The organism is Amycolatopsis sp. NPDC006131, from assembly GCF_040614175.1.
GTDB classification, from domain to species: Bacteria; Actinomycetota; Actinomycetes; order Mycobacteriales; family Pseudonocardiaceae; genus Amycolatopsis_E; species Amycolatopsis_E tucumanensis.
Genome location: NZ_JBEXTX010000040.1, coordinates 1 through 19,671 on the forward strand (window position 1 = coordinate 1; position 19,671 = coordinate 19,671).

Below are 19,671 nucleotides of genomic sequence, written 5' to 3' on the forward strand. Positions count from 1 at the left end.
GTTCGGTGCTCGTGCTGGCGGTCGCGCGGTTCCTCACCGGGCTCGCGGTGGGCGCCGCCGTCTCCGCGGGCATGGCCGAGTGGACCCTGCACTACGGGGGCCGCAGCCGGACCTCGATGGCGTTCGTCAAGGACCTGGAGTCCTACGGCTCGCGCGTCGTGGTGACGCCCGAGGACGAGGCGGGGATGCTCGACCTGGACGCGATCCTCGCCCCGCCACGGAAGTCCACAGTGGTCTACTGCTGCGGTCCGGCCGGGCTGATCGATGCGGTCGAGACCCGGTGCCAGGCCTGGCCGCCCGGTTCGCTGCACGTCGAACGGTTCACCGCGGTCGAGCACGGCGGCGAGGCCCGCGAGTTCGAGGTCGAGCTGCGCGCGAGCGGGATGGCGGTCACCGTGCCCGCGGAGCTGTCGATCCTGGAAGCGGTGGAGAACGCCGGAGTGCGGGTGATCTCCTCGTGCACCGAGGGGATCTGCGGGCCTGCGAGACGACCGTGCTGGACGGCGAGATCGACCACCGCGACTCGGTCCTCGACGACGACGAGCGCGCGGCCGGTGACGTGATGATGATCTGCGTGTCACGGGCGAAGGGCGCCCGCCTGGTCCTCGACCTCTGAGTCGTCGGGCACCCATTCCAGCAGGTCGCCGGGCTGGCAGCCGAGCACCCGGCACATCGCCTCCAGTGTGGAGAAGCGCACCGCCTTCGCCCGGCCGTTCTTCAGCACCGCGACGTTGGCCGGGGTGATCCCGACACGCTCGGCGAACTCCCCGACGCTCATCTTGCGCTTGGCGAGCTGGACGTCGATGCGCACGACGATCGGCACTCAGATCACCGCTTCCATGTCGGTGCGCAACGTGGTGGCCTGGCGCAGCAGGGCGCGCATCACGACCATCAGCAGGCCCACCACGGCGACCCCGACCACCAGCAGGAACAGCACGAGCGGGAGGCCGGGGTCGTCGGCGTTGACGCCGACGTAGAGGAACACCGCGACGAGCACGGCCCACCCGGCGGCGATCGCCCCGACGATCACGTTCACCCAGCGCATCGAGGCTTCGCTGAAGATGCGGTCCTTGCGGACCATGGTGAGCAGCTGCCACATCGCGACGATCACGACCTGGACGCACAGCACCCAGAACACGGTGATCGCGGTGGCCGGCCACCTGAGGTAGGCCATTTCGGGGTCTTCCCGTGCCATGTGTGCGAACTGCCCCGGCAGGGACATCACCTGGAACAGCACCAGGATCCCGAACAACGCGACGAGGAAGATCCGGAGGAGGGGGACGACCCAGCGTTCGGCGAGCATGCGCCGAGTATCGCGCGGTATCTATCGAAAATCAATGCATTCCTGTCGTTTCGCGTCTGTCGCGCATGATCGGCATCCACTGTTGACTCACATTGTGGGTCTGTGCTCATAATGTGGCGACAGTGCAACGAGGCACGAGCGACAGGACAACCGCATGTCAGACACCGCAATACTGATCAACACCGGGGTCACGGTCGCGGCCATCGTGGTGTTGATCGTCCGCTTCCGGCTCAACCCGGTGATCGCGCTGGTGCTCGGCTCCTGCTACCTGGGGCTGTCCACCGGTCTCGGCGTGAGCAAGACGGTCGAGGAGATCACCACCGGCTTCGGCGACGTGATGGCCGAGATCGGCCTGCTCATCGCGTTCGGCGTGCTCATCGGCGCGATCCTGCGTGATCTGCGGGCCATCGAACGCCTGGTGGACAAGCTGCTCAAGGTGTTCGGCGAACGCCGGATCCCCTACGCGATGGCGCTCACCATCGCCACCGTGCTGCAGTCGATCTTCCTGGACGTGCTGCTGGTGATCTCCGGGCCGCTGGCCAGGGGGATCGGCAAGCGGCTCGGGCCACGCGGCGTCGCGCGGATGGCGACGGCGCTGGCGATCGCGCTGGAGTGCGGCATCGTGTTCACCGTGCCCGGCGTCGGTGCGCTGGCACTGGCCGGGCTGCTGCATGTGCCGCTGGGCAAGTACCTGCTCTTCGGGCTCGTCGTGGTCATCCCGACGGTGACCATCGCGATCGCGATCATGTCGGTGCTGTTCGCCCGCGGCTGGTGGGACCCGGCCAAGGACGAGATGGCCGACGAGATCGTCGCCCCGGAAGCGCGGCCGCAGGGCGGTCCGGGCACCGTGGCCGCGGCCGACCTGCGCAAGCCGCCCGCCCTGCCGGTGGTGTTCAGCCCGCTGCTGGGCGCGCTGGTGCTGATCGCGACGGGCGCGGTGGCCGAGATGCTGGAGTGGTCCAACCCGGTGGTGGCGTTCCTGTCCAGCCCGGTGGTCGCCCTGCTGCTCGGCCTGGTCGGCACCTGCCTGATCGGCCGGCGGTACATGGGGCAGCCCGCGGTGGAATCGGCGCTCGGCTCCGGCCTGCGGGACAGCGGGCAGATCCTGCTGCTCAACGCCGTCGGCGGGTGCCTCGCGGCGGTGCTGGCCGCGGCCGGGCTCGGCGACATCCTCGGCAAGTACTTCTCCGCCAACACCTGGGCGCCGCTGCTGCTGGTGTGGCTGATGGCCGCGGTGCTGCACATCGCGGTCGGGTCGGTGACGATCTCCGCGATCACCTCGGCGGGCCTGCTCGCCCCGATCGCGCCGTCACTGGGCCTGGACCCGGTGCTGATCGCGTTGTCCGCGGGCGCCGGATCGCTGTTCATGGTCCACCTGACCAGCAACACCTTCTGGCTGCTGCAGTCGCTGCTCGGCCAGACCACGCGTGGCGCGCTGAAGACCGTCTCGGTGGGCGTCTCGGTCGCCTCCGTGGTGGCGCTCGGCCCGATCCTCGCGCTCAACCTCGTCCTCTGAGAACGGGAAGGAACAGATGGACACCGAACACGCACACCTGCCGCTGCGCGGCGTCCGCGTGCTGGAGCTCGGCAACTACATCGCCGGGCCCACCGCCGCGCGGCTGCTCGCCGACCTGGGCGCCGAGGTGATCAAGGTCGAGCGCCCCGGCCGCGGGGACGAGCTGCGCAACTGGCGGCTCTACGCGGGCACGGTGTCCATGCTGTTCCACACCGTCAACCGCAACAAGAAGTCCATCGCGGTCGACCTGCGCACCGGCGAGGGACGGGACATCGTGCTCGACCTCGTCCGGCGCTGCGACGTGGTGATCGAGAACTTCCGGCCCGGCACGCTGGAGAAGTGGGGGCTGGGGCCGGCGGAGCTGGAACGCGCCAACCCGGACGTGGTGCTCGCGCGGATCTCGGCGTTCGGGCAGACCGGCCCGCTGGCCGACCGGCCCGGGTTCGCCGCGGTGGCCGAGGCGATGGGCGGGATGCGCAACCTGGTGGGTGAGGCCGACCGGCCGCCGTCCCGGGTCGGCGTGTCCATCGGGGACTCGATCGCCGGGCTGTACGCCGCGTTCGGCGTGATGGTCGAGCTGTACGAGCGGGCCGTGGTGCCCCGGCGGCGGCCGCTGCGGGAACGGGTGGTCGACGTGGCGTTGCACGAGGCCGTGTTCTCGATGATGGAGTCGCTGGTGCCGGACCACCTCGCCTACGGCGTCGAGCGGCGGCGCGTGGGCGGGCGGATGGAGGGCATCGCGCCCAGCAACGCCTACGAGTGCGGCGACGGCGCGAGCGTGGTGATCGCGGGCAACGGCGACTCGATCTTCCGCCGGTACATGCTCGCGATCGGCCGCCCGGACCTGGCCGACGACCCCGGGCTGGCGGACAACGCGGGCCGCTGGGCGCGACGTGACGAACTGGACGAGGCGATCGGCGAGTGGACGCGTGGCCTGGACCGCGACGAGGTGCTGAAGATTCTCGACGAGGCCGGGGTGCCAGCCGGGCCGATCTACACGGCGGCCGACATCTGCGCCGACGAGCAGTACCGGGCGCGGGCGATGATCCAGCCGCTGCCGGTCGACCCGGGCACCGGAGAGGAGGTGCCGATCGGGTTCCCCGGGGTGGTCCCGGTGATCGGCACCGAGTCGCTGCCCCTGCGCACCCCCGGACCGCGGCTCGGCGAGCACACCGACGAAATCCTGAACCTGCTCGGCCGGAAGGACGCCGGAAATGACTGACCTGCGGGACGTGACGTTGCGGGACGGCCTGCAGCTCACCGGGAAACCGCTGCCCACGGCGCGCAAGGTCGCGGTGGTCCGGGAACTCCTGGCCGCCGGGGTGCCGAGCGTCGAGATCGGCTCGATGGCGCGGCCGGACCTGGTGCCGCCGCTGGCCGACACGCTCGACGTGATCCGCGCGCTGGACCCGGACGAGCTGGCGCGCTGCTGGGTGTGGGTCGCCACGCCCCGGCACGTCGAGCGCGCGGCGGAGGCCGGGGCGGTCAACTTCCAGTACTGCTTGTCCGCCTCGGACGCGCACAACCGCGCCAACATCGGGCGCTCCACAGAGGACAGTCTGGCGGCGATGCCGCGGGCGGTGGCTGCGGCGTCGGGTGGCCGTGTCCAGCTGTGCATCGCCACCTCGTTCACCTGCCCCTTCGAGGGAGTGGTGCCGGAGGAGCGGGTGCTGGCGATCGCGCGTGACCCGCGCGCCGAGGGCGCCGGGGACATCGTGCTGTGCGACACCCTCGGCCAGGCCGTGCCCGCGCAGGTGACCAGCCTGGTCGCGCGGGTGGCCGCCGAGACGCCGCCGCGCCGCATCGTCTACCACGGGCACGACACGTGGGGCCTGGGGGTGGCGAACACCCTGGCCGCCATCGCGGCCGGAGCGTCCGAAGTGGATGGTGCGCTCGGCGGACTCGGCGGGTGCCCGTTCGCCCCCGGCGCCAGCGGCAACGCGTCCACCGAGGACCTGCTGTTCGCGCTGCGGCCGTCGTGGCTCACGCCGTCGTCCTTCGCGCGGATCGTGCGGTTGTCCGGTGCGCTGCTGGACGAGCTCGGCGAACCCAACCGGTCGCGCGCGGCGCAGGGCGCCCGCACCAGCGCGACGGCCTTCCCGTGGGCGCTCGGCGAAGAGGTGAGCTGCCGGTGAGGTTCTTCGTCACCACGCCGCTGCCGGAACCCGGGATGACGCTGCTGCGCGAGGCCGGCACGGTGGTGGTGCCGGAACGGTCACCGGACCTGGGCGAGGTGTGCGCGTCGGGGGAGTACGACGTGGTCGTCGCGCAGCTGACCGACGTTTTCGACGCCGACGTGCTGGCGGGGGCCCGGTTGCGCGGCATCTCCAACTACGCGGTCGGCTACGACAACATCGACGTGGCCGCCGCGACCCGGCGCGGCATCCGGGTGTGCAACACGCCCAGCGTGCTCACCGACGCGACCGCCGACGTGGCCATGCTGCTGATCCTGGCGACCGCGCGGCGGTGCGTGGAGGCCGATGCGTTCGTGCGCGCCGGGCGGTTCACCGGGTGGGAGCCGTCGCTGCTGCTGGGCGGGGACGTCAGCGGCGCGTCGCTGGGGCTGGCCGGGTTCGGCCGCATCGCGCGCGCGGTGGCGCGGCGGGCGCTCGCGTTCGGGATGACGGTGCGCTGCACCAGCCGGCGGCCCGTCGACGAGCCGGGTGTCGAGCGGGTGGGCTGGGACGAACTGGTCGAGCGGTCGGATTTCCTGTCGCTGCACGTGCCGCTGACCGCGGAGACCCGGCACCTGGTGGACGCTTCCGTGCTGCGGCGGATGAAGCGCTCGGCGATCCTGATCAACACCGCGCGCGGCCCCGTGGTGGACGAGCGTGCGCTGGTGGAGGCGTTGCAGAGCGGGGAGATCGCGGGCGCCGGGCTGGACGTCTACGAGGACGAGCCCCGGCTGGCGCCCGGCCTGGCCGACCTGCCGAACACGACGCTGCTGCCGCACGTGGGCAGCGCGACGCGGTCGGTGCGGGCGAAGATGGCGGAGTCATGCGCCCGGAACGCGATCGCGCTTGCTTCGGGTGCGGCGGTGCGGGTCGTGAACCCGGAGGCCGCCGCGTGAGGGTGGTGGTCGCGCCGGACAGTTTCAAGGGCACCTACAGCGCGGGAGAAGTGGCGTCGGCGATCGCGGCCGGCCTCGGGTCGGCCGGTGCCGAGGCGGTGCCCCTGCCGGTGGCCGACGGCGGCGAGGGCACCGTGGACGTCCTCAGTGGACCGCTGGGTCTGTCCGCGCGTGCTGCCGCGTCCCGCAACCCCTGGGGCGCCGAGTGTCCCGGCTCGATCGCGCTCAGCCGCGACGGCGCCGCCTTCGTGGAGCTGGCGTCGGTGTGCGGAATCACGACCCCGCACGACGGGGTGCGGGACCCCGTCACCGCGTCGACCTACGGCGTCGGGATGCTGATGGTCGCCGCGGCGCGCGCCGGTGCGCGGGAGGTCGTCGTCGCGGCGGGCGGGTCGGCCACCAGCGACGGCGGCGCGGGCGCGCTGCGGGCCCTTCGCGCGGCCGGCGGGCTTCCGGTGCCGGTCACGGTGCTGACCGACGTGACGACGCCCTACCGCGACGCCGCGCGGGTGTTCGGCCCGCAGAAGGGCGCGGACCCCGCGCAGGTCGAGGTGCTGACGTCCCGGTTGCGCGCGGTGGCGTCGGCCCTGCCGCGGGACCCGTGGGACGTGCCGGGAACGGGCGCCGCCGGTGGTTTCGCGGGCGCGATGTGGGCGTTCGGCGCGTCACTCGTGCCGGGCGCCGGATACGTGCTCGACGCGCTGAACTTCGACGCGCAGGTGGCGTCCGCGCAGGCGGTCGTGGTGGGGGAGGGGCGGCTGGACGGGCAGAGCACGCAGGGCAAGATCGTGTCCGCGGTGCTCGCCCGCAGCCCCGGCGTGAACCGCTTCGCGGTGGTCGGCTCCCTGGGCCCCGGCGCCGAAACGATCCGCGACGAGTTCACCGGCGTGCTGGTGGCGAGCACCCCGGAGAAGATGCGCGCCGCGGGGCGGGTGATCGCCGGGCGGCTCAGGCCGGGTAGCGGCCGCCCAGGGCGCGCGTGATCCGTTCGGCGTGCTCGACCAGCACGTCGACCCACTCGAGGCACTTCTCGTACGGCATGCGCATGGTCGGGCCGCTCACCATCACCGCGCCCACCAGGTCCGCCGCCGAGTCGAACACCGGGGCCGCCAGGCCCGAGGCGCCGTCGACGCGCTCGCCGACCGTGATGGCGTACCCGTCGGCCGCGGTCTGCTTGATCAGGCGCCGCAGCTCGTCCCGGTCGGTCACCGTGCTCTCGGTCAGCTGCGGCAGGTCCTCCCGCAGCACCTCGTCGGCCAGGCCGGGCGACCAGGCGAGCAGCACGCGCCCGGACGAGCCGACCGTGATCGGCGCGATCTTGCCGACCGACATCTCCCGCCGCAGCGCGTGCCGCGTCTCGGCGACCGCGATGCACACCCGGTGGCGCCCCTCGGCACGGAAGAAGCACGCCGTCTCACCGGTGGCGTCCCGCAGGTCCTTCAGCACCGGGTTCACCACCGACAGCACGTCGAGGTCCTTGCCCGCCGCCGCGCCCCAGTACGCCATCCGCACCCCGAGCCGGAACCCGTCCCCGGCGCGGTCGAGGAAACCGTGCGCCACCAGGTTCGTCACCAGCCGCTGGACCGTCGACTGCGGCAGCCCCGTCTTGTGCTGCAGCTCCCGCAGCGTGAGCGACGGCTGGTGCAGCGTGAATGCGTCCAGGATGTCGACGATCTTGCCCAGCACGAGCAGCGGACGCTGACCGCCCTCACCGTCCGCCCTGCGCTCGTCCGCGGTGCTCATACCGAAAAGGTACGGCACGGGCCTCAGATCGGCGCGCAATCCGGCTTGTCGGTCCAGTTCGCGCCGCACAGGTACAGCGTGATGGGCGCGGTGTAGCCGTAGCGCGCGCCGAGCGCGTTGTACTCGGTGACGTCCACCCGCCCGGCCACGTAGTGGTCGGTGGCGGTGCCCACGGCGGTGTCGCTGTACGTCGGCGTGCCCGGGCCGGAGCTGTCGTCGGCGATGCCCCAGAAGCGGCCCATGTAGTAGGCCGCGCAGATGTTCACGTCGAGCAGGTACGCGCCGGCGGCGCCGCACTGCGTGGTCCCGGTGCCCGGGTCGACGGGCTGGCCGTGCCCCATTCCGCTGATCTCGTAGTACTCGACCTTGCCGCCGTAGACCCGGTGCCGCTGGCCGGCGACGGTGTCGGTCACGTCCGGCGTCTGGTCGGTGCCCGCCACGTTGGTCCACTGCTCGACCAGCTCGGTGGCGTTGCGCGGGGCGACGGTCGTGTCCGCGGTGCCGTGCCAGATCGACACCAGCGGGTGGGCGCCGGTGTGGTCGGCGGCGGCGCGCACCTTGTCGCCCCACTGGGCGGGGGTCAGGTCGGTGCCCGGGTTCATGCAGCTGAAGGCGGTGACGGTGGTGGTCGCGCAGCCGTAGGGCAGCCCGGCGACGATCCCGCCGCCTGCGAACACGTCCGGGTAGGCGGCGAGCATGACCGCGCTCATCGCGCCACCCGCGGACAGCCCGGTGACGTACGCCGACGACGAGCCGAGATCGGCTTTGGTGCGGTCGACCATCTGCTTGACCGACAGCGCCTCACCCGAGCCGCGGCGGGTGTCGGCGGGCTCGAACCAGTTGAAGCAGCTGTTGGCGTTGTTGGCGGAGCTCTGCTGCGGGAACACCACCGCGACGCGCCACTGGTCGGCCAGCTTCATCCAGCCGGTGCCGGAGGCGTAGCCGGTGGCGTTCTGGGTGCAGCCGTGCAGCGCCACCACGACCGGGCGGCCGGCGGGCAGGCCGTCCGGGGCGTAGCGGAACATGCGCAGGTTGCCCGGGTTGGAGCCGAAGCCGGTCACCTCCTGCAGGCTCGCGGCCTGCGCCGGTGGGGAGAAGCCCATCAGGGCCAGTACGATCGCGAGCAGGACGGCACGTCGGAACATCGGGACACCTCCACGTCGAGGCCGGAACCGGTGCCGCTGATGGTAAGAACCGGTCATCGCGCTGACCGCGTTGCCGGGCAACACAATCGCGAGGACGATCATGGTGGCGGTCACCATCGCGAATACCGCGGTTTCGGTGGCGCGACCGGGCCGTTCGTGCTCTGATACCGGATCATGGACCAGCGGTGGCGGGTGCCCGGCTACAGCGAGGTGGAGGTGCTCGGCGCCGGCGGTTTCGGCCAGGTCGTCCTGGCCAAGCACGAGGCCTCCGGGCAGCTCGTCGCGATCAAGTACCTGCACTCCGAATTCCTGAGCGACCCGGGGATCCTCGACGGGTTCCGCCGTGAGGCCCACCTGTTGCACGGTGTGCGCAGCCCGCACGTGGCGCGGCTGCACGAGTTCGTCGAACGCCCCGAGGGCGCGGCGCTGGTCATGGAGGCAGTGCCCGGGGTGTCGCTGCGGGTGCTGCTCAACGCCGAGAAGCTCCTGGCGCCGGAGTCGGCGCTGGCGATCCTGAAGGGCTCGCTGCTCGGGCTCGCGGCCGCGCACGCCGTCGGCGTCGTGCACCGCGACTACAAGCCGGGCAACGTGCTGGTGTCGCAGGCCGGGGAGTCCAAGCTCGTCGACTTCGGCCTGGCCACGCTGGACGGGCAGGCCGGGCTCGCCGCCGGGTCGCCCTCCTACATGGCGCCGGAGCAGTGGGCGGGCCTGCCGGGGATGCCCGCCACCGACGTCTACGCCGCCACCTGCGTGTTCTTCCAGTGCATCACCGGGCACAAGCCGTTCGAGGCCGACACGTCGGAGCGGTTGCGGGCCCTGCACCAGTCCGCGCCGGTGCCCCTCGCCACCGTGCCCGAGCCGCTGCGGGCGCTCATCGCGCGCGGCATGGCCAAGGACCCCGGGCACCGTCCGGTGACCGCGGACGCGTTCGTCGCCGAGCTCGAAGCCACCGCGCGGGCCGCCTACGGCCCGGACTGGGAGGAGCGCGGCTGGAAGCGGCTCGCGGCGCCGATCGCGGCCCTGACGGCGTTGACCCCGTTGGCGTTGCTGGTCACCGCCGGGTCGGCCGCGGCACCGGCCGCGGTCGCCAGTGCGCCCGCCGGGGCGGGGATCGCGGCCGCGACGATCGGCAAGGCCGTGGTGGGTGTGCTGGTGACCGCGTTGCTGGCGGTCGGCGGTCTCCTGGTGTACCAGCAGTTCGACGACGAGCCGCCGCGGCAGGCGGTGCTGAGTGTCGAGCTGACGAGCACGACGGGCAGCGATCCGGCGTTGCCGGTCACCTACGACCTGCAGTACCCGGTGGTGTCCGGGCACGCGGACTCCGGCGCCGAGCAGCGCCTGAACGCGGCGTTGAAGGCGCCGGTGGACGAGCGGCTGGAGTCGATGCGGCGGACGCTGGCCGATCCGGACACCCTGGCCGAGGTGCGGCGCCGCGGCGAAACCATCGGGATGCGCACCGTCGCCGCGATCACCATGCGGACGCAGGCGTTGCTGTCGGTGCGCTACGACCACGACCTGGAGTCGGAGTACTTTTCCCATTCGAGCTGGCGGTTCCCGGAGAGCGTCACCGTGAACCTGACGACCGGGCAGGTGCTGGGCCCGAGGGACGTCTTCCGCGCCGACATCCTCACGGCCGATGGCATGGCCGCGCTGACCGAAGCACTGGTCGCGCACTCGGACCGGGGTTTCTGCCACCTGACCGGCATCGACGGCGAGGGCCCGCTCGCGTCGATCGACCTGGCGGAATCCCCGGCGGGCGGCGACCACGTGCCGGCCGCCGACGTGTCCTTCACCGACACCGGGGTCGATTTCCTGGTCCAGTACGAGGACCTGGGCTGCGCGACCGCCAGCGGGATGGAGACGATCACCGTGCCCTACGGGGAGGCCGGTGACCTGCTGCGGCCGGAGCTGCTGGCGATGCTGGACCGGACCGCGCCGGGCGCGTCGTCCACCTCCGCGGCGCCGGCCCCGGACGTCTACCGGGACGCCCGGTTCGGCTTCAGCGTGCGGATTCCGGAGGGCTACCAGCAGCGCGCCTCGGGTGACGGCGTCGAGTTCACGCGCGGCGGCGCGACGATGCGGGTCTGGGGAGCCAACAACACCACCGGACTGTCCACAGCGGACGCCCTGGCCGAGGCGGTGCGGACCGCGGAGTCCGAGGGCGGCCGCGTGACGGTGCAACGAGTCGAGGGCGAGCTCTACACGCTCTCCGGCTACGCCGGCGACGGCCACATCTTCTACGAACGCGGTTTCGTGGGCCCCGGCTCGAGGGCGACCCTGCGCTGGGACTACCCCCGGGCGAGCAAGGAGTCCCTCGACGCCGCCGTGAGCCGCACGGTGAAGACCTTCACCCCCGGCGACCTGACGAAGCCCCACTGAAACCGGTGAGCACCGCCGCCCACCGGTTCGGCCCTTCGCCGGCCCTGGGCCGTGTCTGACAGAGATCGCGGTCGGTGCTTTGGTGGTCGGAATGCCGCTGGTCGTGTCGCGGCTCGAGGCGCTTTCGGATGAGCAGTGGGCGTTGAGCGAGAACGTGTTGCCGGTGCGGACGGGGAGGCCAGGCGTCCGTTTCGGATGCGCCGGCCCATCAGCACGCCACGACCATCACCCACCACACAGGGGCTGGTTCGAACCACACGAAACCCCGAATCGAGCCGGCTGACCGCGCCATCGGCCGCCTCGCGCGGCGGCTGGACCACCAAGCGCTCAGGACTTCTGCGGACGCAACGTCATCGAACGCAGCCGGAACCAGCTCGAACAATGGCGCGGCATCGCCACCCGCCACGACGAACTCGCCACCCTCTACCGCGCCGCCATCCTCATCCACGACGTCATCACCTGGACAAAGACACTGTCAGACACGCCCCTAGGTGTGGTTGCTCAGCACGAGCGTGCCCGCGGCCATGAACATGCCGCCGTTTCCCTGCGCCACGCTGATCTCCACGCCGGGCACCTGGGCGGCGGCCTGGCCGCGCAGCTGCCGGACCGATTCCTGCACCAGGAACATCCCGTACATGCCCGTGTGGGTGTAGGACAGGCCGCCGCCGTTGGTGTTGAGGGGGAGGTCGCCGCCGGGGGCCGTGTGGCCCTCCGCGATGAAGGCGCCGGCCTCGCCGCGGCCGACGAAGCCCATGTCCTCCAGGCCGTAGACCGGGACGTGCGCGAACGCGTCGTAGATCATCAAGTGGTCGACGTCGGCGTGGGTGATGCCGGCCTCGGCGAACGCGTCGGCGGCCGAGCGGCGGAACGCGGCGGAGGTGGTGAAGTCCGCCATCTGCGAGATGAGCGGCGACTCGAACGTCTCGCCCGTGCCGAGGATGTGCACCGGCGGCTGGGGCAGGTCGCGGGCCCGCTCCGCGGAGGTGATCACCAGCGCCCCGCCGCCGTCGGTGACCAGGCAGCACTCCAGCAGGTGCAGGGGGTAGGAGATCATCCGGGACGCCAGCACGTCCTCGACCGTGATCGGGTCCCGGTGGCGGGCCCGCGGGTTGCGCGCGGCCCACATGCGCTGCACGACCGCCACCGACGCCAGTTGCTCGGCGGTCAGCCCGAACTCCTTCATGTACCGCAGCAGCGGGATGGTGAACATGCTCGGCGGCCCGGTCACCCCGTACGGCGCTTCGAACTGGGCGTTCGGGCCGGACGCCGGGAACGCGCCGCGTGCCGCGCCGACCCGGAACCGGCCGGACTCGCCGTGCGTGATCAGCACCGTCGTCGCGTGCCCGGCGCGGATCGCTTCGACCGCGTGCCGCACGTGCAGCAGGAACGACGTGCCACCGACGCCGGTGCCGTCGATCCACCTCGGCTGGATGCCCAGCGCGTGCGCCACCACCACCGGCCCGGGCGAGGACACGCTCGCGATGCCGTCGATGTCGGACATGCGCAGGCCCGCGTCGGCGACGGCGTTGCGCGCGCCTTCGGTGTGCAGGCGCAGCGTGGAATGCCCGGGCAGCACCCCGATCTCGTCGGTCTCGGCCGCGCCCGCGATCACCACGTCGGACATCACGCCACCTCCACCGGGGTGAACTGGGGGATGGTGACGTCGCCGCGCTGTTCGAACACCACCCGCAGGTCCATGTCGAGCACCAGGTTGCCGGGCGTGTTCGCCACACCCACGATGTTGGTCATCATCCGCGGCCCCTCGGCCAGCTGCACCACCGCGATCGCATAGGGCGCCTCGTCCTCGAAGCCGGGGGCGGGGCGGTGGGTGATCGTGTAGGAGTAGAGCGTCGCGCGCCCGCTGGTGGTGAACCACTCCAGCGCGCCGGAAGCGCAGAACGGGCAGCACGGGCGTGGGTAGAAGAACGGCCGCCCGCAGTCGAGGCAGCGTTGGATTCGCAGCTCGCCGCGCGCGGCGGCGTCGAAGAACGGCCGCGTTTCGGGGGTGGGCACCGGGACCGGTTTCATGTCGCTCCTTGGGGCGGGTCAGCGGCCGAGCAGCGGGCCGAAGGCCTGCTCGATCCGCGCGGCCAGGGTGTCGGCGTCCCACGGGCCGGTGCCGAAGATCCGGCTGACCGGTTCGGGGTTGTTGTAGAGCGCGACCTGGTAGCCGGCGGCGTGCAGGATCCGGCCGGTGATCCACCCGGACCCGGTGCCCGCCAGGTACCCCACGAGCGGGGCGACGTTGTCCGGCGAGTGCTCGCCGGAGGCGGGGGAGCGGCGCCGGTCGTCCGGGATCGAGTCGGTCATCCGGGTGGCGGCGCCGGGGGAGACGGCGTTGACGGTGACGCCGTAGCGTGCGAGCGCCCGGGCGCTGGAGTAGGTCAGCCCGACGATGCCCATCTTCGCGGCGGCGTAGTTCGGCTGGCCGGGCGCGCCGTGCAGGCCGGAGACCGAGGTGAAGTTGATGATCCGGTTCTGCGCGCCGGCCTCGCCCGCCGAGCGCCAGTGCGCCGAGGCGAATCTGGTGGTGTTGAACGTGCCCTTGAGGTGGACGCGGATGACGTCGTCCCACTCGCGCTCGCTCATGTTGAAGATCATCCGGTCCCGCAGGATGCCGGCGACGTTGACCAGCACGTCCAGCCGTCCGAACTCGGCGAGCGCGGTGCCGACCAGCTTTTCCGCCGCGGTGTGGTCGGAGACGTCGGAGGTGTCGGCGACCGCCTTCCCGCCCGCCGCGGTGATCTCCCCGGCGACGGTGGCGGCGGGCCCGGTGTCGGTGCCCGAACCGTCCAGTTCCGTCCCGAGGTCGTTGACCACGACCTGGGCGCCCTCGGCGGCGAGCAACCGCGCCACCGACGCCCCGATCCCCCTGCCCGCTCCGGTCACGATCGCGACCCGTCCGTCCAGGCGTCCCATGCGTTTCCGCCTTCCCGCCGCAGGTTTTAGAACTTGGTTCTGGAATTACTGTCGGCTCGGCGGGAACGCCTGTCAAGAGTCTTGACAGTGGTCGCCGGGATGTCCGTTAATAGACGAATCGAATTCTAATATTCGTGTCTGGTCCACCGAAGCGGCAACGGCGCCGCAGCGAGGAGGAAGGCACGTGCCCCTCAACCACGACGTGATCGGGCTGGCGTCCGAACCGGCCGAGAAGAGCTGGACCAGCACGGACGCGCTGCTCTACGCACTCGGCGTCGGCGCGGGCCAGGACGATCCGGCCGGCGAGCTCGAGTTCACGACGGAGAACTCGGCCGGTGTCGAACAGCGCGTGCTGCCCACGTTCGGGGTCCTGGTCGCGCAGGCGCCGGGGCGCCGCGACCTCGGCGACTTCGACCGGGCGATGCTGGTGCACGCCGAGCAGGCCGTGGAACTGCACCGGCCGCTGCCGCCGTCCGGCACCGTCCGGGTGAGCACCACCGTGACCGGCATCCACGACAAGGGATCCGGGGCGCTCGTCGTCAGCGAAGCGCGCGCGGCCGACGCCGCGGGAACACTGGTGACCACGCGGAGTTCGGTCTTCATCCGCGGCGAGGGTGGATTCGGCGGCTCACGCGGCCCGGTCACCGAGTGGAAGGAACCGGCGCGGCCGCCGGACCACCGCGTGACCTACCGGACCCGGCCGGACCAGGCGCTGCTGTACCGCCTGTCCGGGGACCGCAACCCGCTGCACTCCGACCCCGCGTTCGCCGCCAGGGCCGGGTTCCCGCGCCCGATCCTGCACGGCCTGTGCACCTACGGCGTCACCGGCCGGGCACTGCTGCACACGCTCGCCGGGTCCGACCCGGCGCGCTTCGCCGGGATGTCGGGGCGGTTCAGCGCGCCGGTGTTCCCCGGCGAGGCGCTGACGGTCTCGATGTGGACCGACGGCGAGCGGGTCGCGTTCCGCACCACCAAGGAGGACGGGACCGTGGTGATCGACCGCGGCACCGCCACGATCCGGCTCGGCTGACTCCCGATCACACGTACCCGGCGCGGCACCCGCGCCGGTGATGCCGCACGCGTTTGTCCACCCAGGGAAGGGGCGATCCCCAGTGAGGTTGTTGCCGATACGCGAGCTGACCGAGTACCCGACCGGCGCGCGCCGGATGCGGATCCTCACGATGGCGGTGCTCGCGATCCTGATCGGGTCGTACGAGGCGCAGATCGCCCCGGTGGTCCCGTTGCTGCTCAAGGATCTGCACATGTCGCTGGCCACCTACGGGCTGGTGTCGGCGGCCGGTGTGCTGGCCGGCGCGATCGCCTCGGCGATCGGCGGCAGGCTGACCGACCACGTCGGACGGGTGCGGCTGCTGGTGCCGTTGATGTTCGCCACGGCGGTGTGCTGCTTCCTCATGGTGACCGTGCATTCGCCGACGCAGCTGCTGCTGGTGCGGGTCGTGCTGTCTGTTGTGGACGGCATGGCGATGGCGGGCACCGCGCCCCTGGTGCGGGACTTCTCGCCGCGGATGGGGCGCGCTCAGGCGTTCGGGTTCTGGACGTGGGGACCGGTCGGCGCGAACTTCCTCGCCGCCGCGGTCGCCAGCGCCACGTTGCCGGTGTTCGACGACAACTGGCGCTCGCAGTTCGTGATCATGGGCGCGTTCTCGCTGGTGGTCTCGGTGGTGATCATGTTCAACATCGCGGACCTGTCGCCGGAGCTGCGGGCGCGCATCCAGCAGACCGAGCAGCAGGCGGTGCGGGTCGGCCGGGACGGGCCGGCGCGGGCGCGGGAGCTGTTCCGGCACCGCAACATCTGGGCCCACGTCGTCGGGATCTCGCTGTGGCTGGTCATCTACATGACGCTGTCGCTGTTCGGGCAGACGATGCTCGCGGCGGCGTTCGAGCTGAACGCGTCGACGGCGTCGGGCATCATGTCGGCGTTCTGGGTGCTGAACCTGCTCACGCTCGTGGTGATCGGCCGGGTGTCGGACCGGTTGCAGCTGCGCAAGCCGATCTGCGTGGCCGGGTCCGTGGCGGCCGTGCTGGTGACCGGGTACCTGATCCTGCTCATGGGCGATCCGGGGGTGTCGCACCTGCACCTGATGATCACCGGCGCCCTGCTGGGTGGCGCGCTGGGCGTGGCCTACGGCCCGTGGATGGCGAACTACTCGGAGGACGCCGAAGACGTGGACCCGCGGTTGCAGGGCAGCGCGTGGGGCATCTTCGGGGCGCTGTCGAAGATCATGGCGGTGGTCGTGCTGTTCGTGATCCCGCACCTGGTGGAGGCCGCCGGGTGGCGCACTTGGCTGGCCATCGCGGCGTTGTGCCTGGTGCTGTTCATCCCGGCGGTCTTCGCCTTCCACGGCCCGTGGCGCGCACACCGCGGCCGCACCCCGGAGACCACTTCGTCGCTGGAACGCACGGCGAACTGACGGCTTTGTACACGCGACAGCGGGGCAGGAGGTTGCCTCGCTGTCGCACATGCCACTGCCGATGCACGCGATCCTCCCGGGCAGCGTGAACCCCGGGAGGACCGCGCTTCGCCAGTCGTTCCCGGCGGCGGGCCGGTCCGGACGCCGGGACAGCAGTCCCGGCCGGACGACGGGAGGTTCGCGATCATGAGAACTCTGTCCTGGACCGCCGCGGCGGCGGCGTTGCTGGCCTCGGTGGCGCTCGTGCCCGGGGTGGCGTCCGCCGCGCCGGCACCGCAACGGGCCGCCGTGGACCTCGACGGCGACGGGACACCGGACCTGGCGACGCTCCGCACGACGGGCGTCGACGCGCAGCGGCTGGAGTTCACCGTGCGGGGCGTGACGACGGGGGCCGACCTGACCGGGCAACCCGCGCCGATGCGCGTCACCGACGTCGACGGCGACGGCAGGCAGGAGGTGGTGGTGACCGAGGTCGTCGGCGCCAACACGCTCTGGTACGGCGTGTGGGACTACGACGGCACCGGCCCCCGCACGCTGTCCACATCGGACGGTGAGAAGCTGTACCTGTACGAGGGCGGCGGAGTCACGACCCGGCTGGGCTACGAATGCGCAGGCAACTCCTTCGGGGGCCGGGATCTCATCACCCTGCGAGCGCGCATGGACGAGGGCACCCCGGCCCTGACCTACAGCGGGCTGCGGGTGCTCTACGAGATCAGCGACGGGATCGCCCGCGAGGTGACCACCTACACCATCACCTCGGTGCCGCAGGACGATCCGGTGCTGCGCACCACGCCGGAGAGCTGCGCCTGACGGTGGCGGACCGGCGGGCACCGGGATTCCCGGCTGCCCGCCCGGTCAGCCCACCGTGGTCCGGTCGGCGGCGAGCCGGTTCGCCGTGGTCCGGCCGGTCAGCGACACCAGGACCGCCATCAGGGAGATCGCCGTCATCACGCCGAGCGCGAGGCGGTAGCCCGCGACCAGGCGGCCGATCTCTGAGGGGTGCGCGTGGGACAGGGTGCCCGCGAACACCGACGGCCGCACCGCCGCCGGGAGCGGGCTCGTCACCAGGGACAGCGCCAGCGCGGTGCTCATCACCACCCCGGTGTTCTGCACCATCAGCCGCATGGCGTTGACGATGCCGACGCGGTCCGGGGGCAGCTCGTCGAGCAGCGCCGTGGTGTTGGCGGGCATGAACATCCCCGATCCGGCGCCCAGCAGGACCAGTGCGGCGCACACCGGGAGGTAGGCGCCGTCCGCGGAGAGGAACACCAGCAGCACCGCCAGCCCGGCCGTCCCGACGACCGTGCCCAGCGCGGCGACCGCCCGTGCGGACATCCGCGCGTGCAACGGGCCGGCGCACGCCGAGGCGATCATCGCCGCGACCGACAGCGGCAGCACCTTCAGCCCGGCCGACACCGGGTCCTCGCCGTGCACCGCCTGGTAGAACAACGCCACCAGCAGCACCACGGCCATCCGCGCCACCGTGTTGAGGAACGACGCCAGCAGCCCGAAGGTGAACACCCGGTCGGTGAACAACCGCACGTCCACCACCGGGTGCGGGCTGCGCCGCTCGACCACCGCGAACACCGGCACCAGCGCGGCGAACACCGCCAACCCGGTCAGCACCACCGGATCCGTCCAGCCGCGGTCCCCGGCCTGGGACAGCCCGAACAGCAGCCCGCCCAGGGACACCAGCACCAGCAGGTTCCCGGGCACGTCGATGCCGCGGTCCTGGCCGGCGCCGCTCGTGCGGCGCAAGGTGACCGCGCCCCACGCCAGGCACACCAGGCCCAGCGGCACGTTGAACCAGAACACCCACTGCCAGCCGAACCGGTGGGTCAGGAACCCGCCCAGCGTGGGCCCGATCAGCTGCGCCACGGAGAACGACGCGATGTAGACACCCATGCCGCGGCCGAGGTGACCGCGGGGAAAGGCGTCGGTCAGGATCGCGGCGCTGTTGGTCAGCAGCATCGCGCCACCGGCCGCCTGCACGACCCGCAGCCCGACCAGCCACCACGCGCCGGGGGAGAAGCCCAGCAGCAGGCTCGCGCCGGTGTAGGTGGCCAGCCCGCACAGGTACAGCGCGCGCCGCCCGAACAGGTCCGCCAGCCGCCCGAACACCACCATCAGCACGGTGTTGGCGAGCATGAACGACAACAGCATCCAGCTCGCCGCCGCGGTGCCCGCGGAGAAGTGCCGGACCACCTCGGGCAGCGCCACGTTGAGCGAGCTGCTGCCCAGCGCCGTCAGGATGCTCGCCATGCTCACCACCGACAACGCCCGCCACGCGTAGCGGAGCTGCTCCCGATCGGCCGGCTCGGACATGCGTGCGCCCTCCCGAGGTAATCCTAGAATCTCATTCGATCCTATGCAGCCCACGCGGACAGGCACTCCCGCAAACGGGTTGTCCGGAAGGGGATTGCGTCCGGGGTGTCCGGTTTGGACCTCAGACGTCGAGCGGGTTGAGCCGCCGGATGAGCACGATCGCCGCGTCGGCGATCCGGTTGGCCTCACGCCGGGTGGACGACGTCGCGATCTCGCGGGCCGCCTCGCCGATGAGGCTGGTCAGCACCGCGACGGTCAGCCGGTCGACCGAGCTCGTGCCCTTGCCGAGCAGGACCGCGTTCTGCCGCACCCACTCCCGGCCGCGCGTGCGGCGGACCAGCTCGAACCCGGGCGGGCCGTCGCCGTCCATGAACATCCGCACCAGGTCCCGCCGCTGCCACGAGCCCTCGAAGAACGCCCGCGCGCCCACGATGAACAGCTCCAGCGGGTCCTCCTCGCCGCCTGCCCGCGCCTTGGCCACCGCGGCCGACGCCGCGTGCTCGTGGGCCGACTGGTGGTCCTCCCACAGCGCCAGGAACAGCTCGGTCTTGCCGCCGAAGTGGTGGTAGAGGCTGCCGACGCTGGACTCGGCCCGGCGCACCACCTCGGCGATGCTGGCGTCGGCGAAGCCCTGCTCGCAGAACACCTCGCGGGCGGCAGTGAGCATCACCCGGCGCGTTTCCGCGGTCCGGCTCCACTGCCAGGCGTTGCCGCTCGACTTGCGTGGCATTCGGGCCTCCTCGCTGTCCGCTCCGATGATAGGACAGGTTCCCGCCGTGCTCTTGACACGGCGGCGCGCGGACTCCAATCTGAGTTGATTCCTAGAGTTCGGTTCTAGA

Annotated in this window: 18 protein-coding genes and 1 pseudogene; 10 read left to right on the forward strand and 9 right to left on the reverse strand. The window is 71.9% G+C overall.

Annotation, left to right across the window (positions count from 1 at the left end):
• A pseudogene (locus ABZ215_RS21195) lies at positions 1 to 616 on the forward strand (iron-sulfur cluster-binding domain-containing protein); the annotation flags it as partial.
• On the opposite strand, the gene ABZ215_RS21200 reads toward ABZ215_RS21195, so the two are convergent.
• Entirely contained in the window at positions 578 to 823 is a 246-nt protein-coding gene (locus tag ABZ215_RS21200) for a helix-turn-helix transcriptional regulator (RefSeq protein WP_354711180.1), read from the reverse strand. The pseudogene ABZ215_RS21195 and the gene ABZ215_RS21200 sit on opposite strands and share 39 nt — an antisense overlap.
• Positions 824 to 1,303 (reverse strand): DUF2975 domain-containing protein, encoded by a 480-nt coding sequence (locus ABZ215_RS21205; protein WP_020419835.1) that lies wholly within the window; start codon positions 1,301 to 1,303, stop codon positions 824 to 826.
• 154 nt (positions 1,304 to 1,457) lie between these two features.
• Here ABZ215_RS21205 and ABZ215_RS21210 point away from each other — a divergent pair, with 154 nt between their 5' ends.
• The 5 genes from ABZ215_RS21210 to ABZ215_RS21230 are packed head-to-tail and all read left to right on the forward strand — an operon-like array spanning position 1,458 to position 6,872.
• Positions 1,458 to 2,819, forward strand: coding sequence for an SLC13 family permease (locus ABZ215_RS21210; RefSeq protein WP_354950966.1), 1,362 nt, complete (start codon positions 1,458 to 1,460; stop codon positions 2,817 to 2,819).
• Between the two features lie 16 nt (positions 2,820 to 2,835).
• Positions 2,836 to 4,041 (forward strand): CoA transferase, encoded by a 1,206-nt coding sequence (locus ABZ215_RS21215; RefSeq protein WP_020419833.1) that lies wholly within the window; start codon positions 2,836 to 2,838, stop codon positions 4,039 to 4,041.
• The gene (locus ABZ215_RS21220) at positions 4,034 to 4,954 is read left to right on the forward strand and encodes a hydroxymethylglutaryl-CoA lyase (RefSeq protein WP_354950968.1); all 921 of its coding nucleotides are present in this window, start codon (positions 4,034 to 4,036) and stop codon (positions 4,952 to 4,954) included. Before ABZ215_RS21215 ends, ABZ215_RS21220 begins: the two co-directional genes overlap by 8 nt.
• Positions 4,951 to 5,889 carry a D-glycerate dehydrogenase gene (locus ABZ215_RS21225; protein WP_354950970.1) on the forward strand — a complete coding sequence of 313 codons (939 nt, stop codon included), beginning with the start codon at positions 4,951 to 4,953 and terminating at the stop codon, positions 5,887 to 5,889. The genes ABZ215_RS21220 and ABZ215_RS21225 overlap by 4 nt, the downstream gene beginning before the upstream one ends.
• Positions 5,886 to 6,872, forward strand: a complete 987-nt coding sequence (locus ABZ215_RS21230; RefSeq protein WP_354950972.1) for a glycerate kinase — start codon at positions 5,886 to 5,888, stop codon at positions 6,870 to 6,872. The genes ABZ215_RS21225 and ABZ215_RS21230 overlap by 4 nt, the downstream gene beginning before the upstream one ends.
• Here the strand turns inward: ABZ215_RS21230 and ABZ215_RS21235 are convergent.
• Entirely contained in the window at positions 6,838 to 7,632 is a 795-nt protein-coding gene (locus ABZ215_RS21235; protein ID WP_020419829.1) for an IclR family transcriptional regulator, read from the reverse strand. The two genes, ABZ215_RS21230 and ABZ215_RS21235, sit on opposite strands and share 35 nt — an antisense overlap.
• A gap of 23 nt (positions 7,633 to 7,655) precedes the next feature.
• Complete coding sequence (locus tag ABZ215_RS21240; protein ID WP_354950974.1) at positions 7,656 to 8,777, reverse strand: PHB depolymerase family esterase; 1,122 nt, start codon at positions 8,775 to 8,777, stop codon at positions 7,656 to 7,658.
• Positions 8,778 to 8,951: 174 nt separating this feature from the next.
• Between ABZ215_RS21240 and ABZ215_RS21245 the strand changes: the two genes are divergently transcribed.
• Positions 8,952 to 11,156 (forward strand): serine/threonine-protein kinase, encoded by a 2,205-nt coding sequence (locus ABZ215_RS21245; RefSeq protein ID WP_354950976.1) that lies wholly within the window; start codon positions 8,952 to 8,954, stop codon positions 11,154 to 11,156.
• Positions 11,157 to 11,643: 487 nt separating this feature from the next.
• Here ABZ215_RS21245 and ABZ215_RS21250 read toward each other — a convergent pair whose 3' ends face one another.
• The 3 genes from ABZ215_RS21250 to ABZ215_RS21260 are packed head-to-tail and all read right to left on the reverse strand — an operon-like array spanning position 11,644 to position 14,075.
• Positions 11,644 to 12,780 (reverse strand): thiolase, encoded by a 1,137-nt coding sequence (locus ABZ215_RS21250; protein ID WP_354950978.1) that lies wholly within the window; start codon positions 12,778 to 12,780, stop codon positions 11,644 to 11,646.
• Positions 12,780 to 13,184 carry a Zn-ribbon domain-containing OB-fold protein gene (locus ABZ215_RS21255; RefSeq protein ID WP_354950980.1) on the reverse strand — a complete coding sequence of 135 codons (405 nt, stop codon included), beginning with the start codon at positions 13,182 to 13,184 and terminating at the stop codon, positions 12,780 to 12,782. Before ABZ215_RS21255 ends, ABZ215_RS21250 begins: the two co-directional genes overlap by 1 nt.
• Positions 13,185 to 13,202: 18 nt before the next feature.
• Positions 13,203 to 14,075, reverse strand: a complete 873-nt coding sequence (locus ABZ215_RS21260) for an SDR family NAD(P)-dependent oxidoreductase (RefSeq protein ID WP_354950982.1) — start codon at positions 14,073 to 14,075, stop codon at positions 13,203 to 13,205.
• Positions 14,076 to 14,259: 184 nt separating this feature from the next.
• On the opposite strand from ABZ215_RS21260, the gene ABZ215_RS21265 reads away from it, so the two are divergent.
• From ABZ215_RS21265 to ABZ215_RS21275, 3 genes are all read left to right on the forward strand, one after another.
• Positions 14,260 to 15,105, forward strand: a complete 846-nt coding sequence (locus tag ABZ215_RS21265) for a MaoC/PaaZ C-terminal domain-containing protein (RefSeq protein ID WP_354950984.1) — start codon at positions 14,260 to 14,262, stop codon at positions 15,103 to 15,105.
• Positions 15,106 to 15,196: 91 nt separating this feature from the next.
• The gene (locus ABZ215_RS21270) at positions 15,197 to 16,507 is read left to right on the forward strand and encodes an MFS transporter (protein WP_354950986.1); all 1,311 of its coding nucleotides are present in this window, start codon (positions 15,197 to 15,199) and stop codon (positions 16,505 to 16,507) included.
• A 186-nt stretch (positions 16,508 to 16,693) separates the two neighbouring features.
• Positions 16,694 to 17,317, forward strand: coding sequence for a VCBS repeat-containing protein (locus tag ABZ215_RS21275; RefSeq protein WP_354950988.1), 624 nt, complete (start codon positions 16,694 to 16,696; stop codon positions 17,315 to 17,317).
• 45 nt (positions 17,318 to 17,362) lie between these two features.
• Here ABZ215_RS21275 and ABZ215_RS21280 read toward each other — a convergent pair whose 3' ends face one another.
• Both ABZ215_RS21280 and ABZ215_RS21285 read right to left on the reverse strand, forming a co-directional pair.
• On the reverse strand, positions 17,363 to 18,832 hold the full coding sequence (locus ABZ215_RS21280; RefSeq protein ID WP_354950990.1) for an MFS transporter: 1,470 nt from the start codon (positions 18,830 to 18,832) through the stop codon (positions 17,363 to 17,365).
• A 121-nt stretch (positions 18,833 to 18,953) separates the two neighbouring features.
• Positions 18,954 to 19,562, reverse strand: a complete 609-nt coding sequence (locus ABZ215_RS21285; protein WP_354950992.1) for a helix-turn-helix domain-containing protein — start codon at positions 19,560 to 19,562, stop codon at positions 18,954 to 18,956.
• Positions 19,563 to 19,671 lie beyond the last annotated feature (109 nt).

What these genes read in the sequence shown, in the direction of transcription:
- ABZ215_RS21205 (WP_020419835.1), bottom strand. Translation starts at nt 1,303, where the DNA reads ATGCTCGCCGAACGCTGGGTCGTCCCCCTCCTCCGGATCTTCCTCGTC.
- ABZ215_RS21210 (WP_354950966.1), top strand. Translation starts at nt 1,458, where the DNA reads ATGTCAGACACCGCAATACTGATCAACACCGGGGTCACGGTCGCGGCC.
- ABZ215_RS21215 (WP_020419833.1), top strand. Translation starts at nt 2,836, where the DNA reads ATGGACACCGAACACGCACACCTGCCGCTGCGCGGCGTCCGCGTGCTG.
- ABZ215_RS21220 (WP_354950968.1), top strand. Translation starts at nt 4,034, where the DNA reads ATGACTGACCTGCGGGACGTGACGTTGCGGGACGGCCTGCAGCTCACC.
- ABZ215_RS21235 (WP_020419829.1), bottom strand. Translation starts at nt 7,632, where the DNA reads ATGAGCACCGCGGACGAGCGCAGGGCGGACGGTGAGGGCGGTCAGCGT.
- ABZ215_RS21240 (WP_354950974.1), bottom strand. Translation starts at nt 8,777, where the DNA reads ATGTTCCGACGTGCCGTCCTGCTCGCGATCGTACTGGCCCTGATGGGC.
- ABZ215_RS21245 (WP_354950976.1), top strand. Translation starts at nt 8,952, where the DNA reads ATGGACCAGCGGTGGCGGGTGCCCGGCTACAGCGAGGTGGAGGTGCTC.
- ABZ215_RS21250 (WP_354950978.1), bottom strand. Translation starts at nt 12,780, where the DNA reads ATGTCCGACGTGGTGATCGCGGGCGCGGCCGAGACCGACGAGATCGGG.
- ABZ215_RS21255 (WP_354950980.1), bottom strand. Translation starts at nt 13,184, where the DNA reads ATGAAACCGGTCCCGGTGCCCACCCCCGAAACGCGGCCGTTCTTCGAC.
- ABZ215_RS21260 (WP_354950982.1), bottom strand. Translation starts at nt 14,075, where the DNA reads ATGGGACGCCTGGACGGACGGGTCGCGATCGTGACCGGAGCGGGCAGG.
- ABZ215_RS21275 (WP_354950988.1), top strand. Translation starts at nt 16,694, where the DNA reads ATGAGAACTCTGTCCTGGACCGCCGCGGCGGCGGCGTTGCTGGCCTCG.
- ABZ215_RS21280 (WP_354950990.1), bottom strand. Translation starts at nt 18,832, where the DNA reads ATGTCCGAGCCGGCCGATCGGGAGCAGCTCCGCTACGCGTGGCGGGCG.
- ABZ215_RS21285 (WP_354950992.1), bottom strand. Translation starts at nt 19,562, where the DNA reads ATGCCACGCAAGTCGAGCGGCAACGCCTGGCAGTGGAGCCGGACCGCG.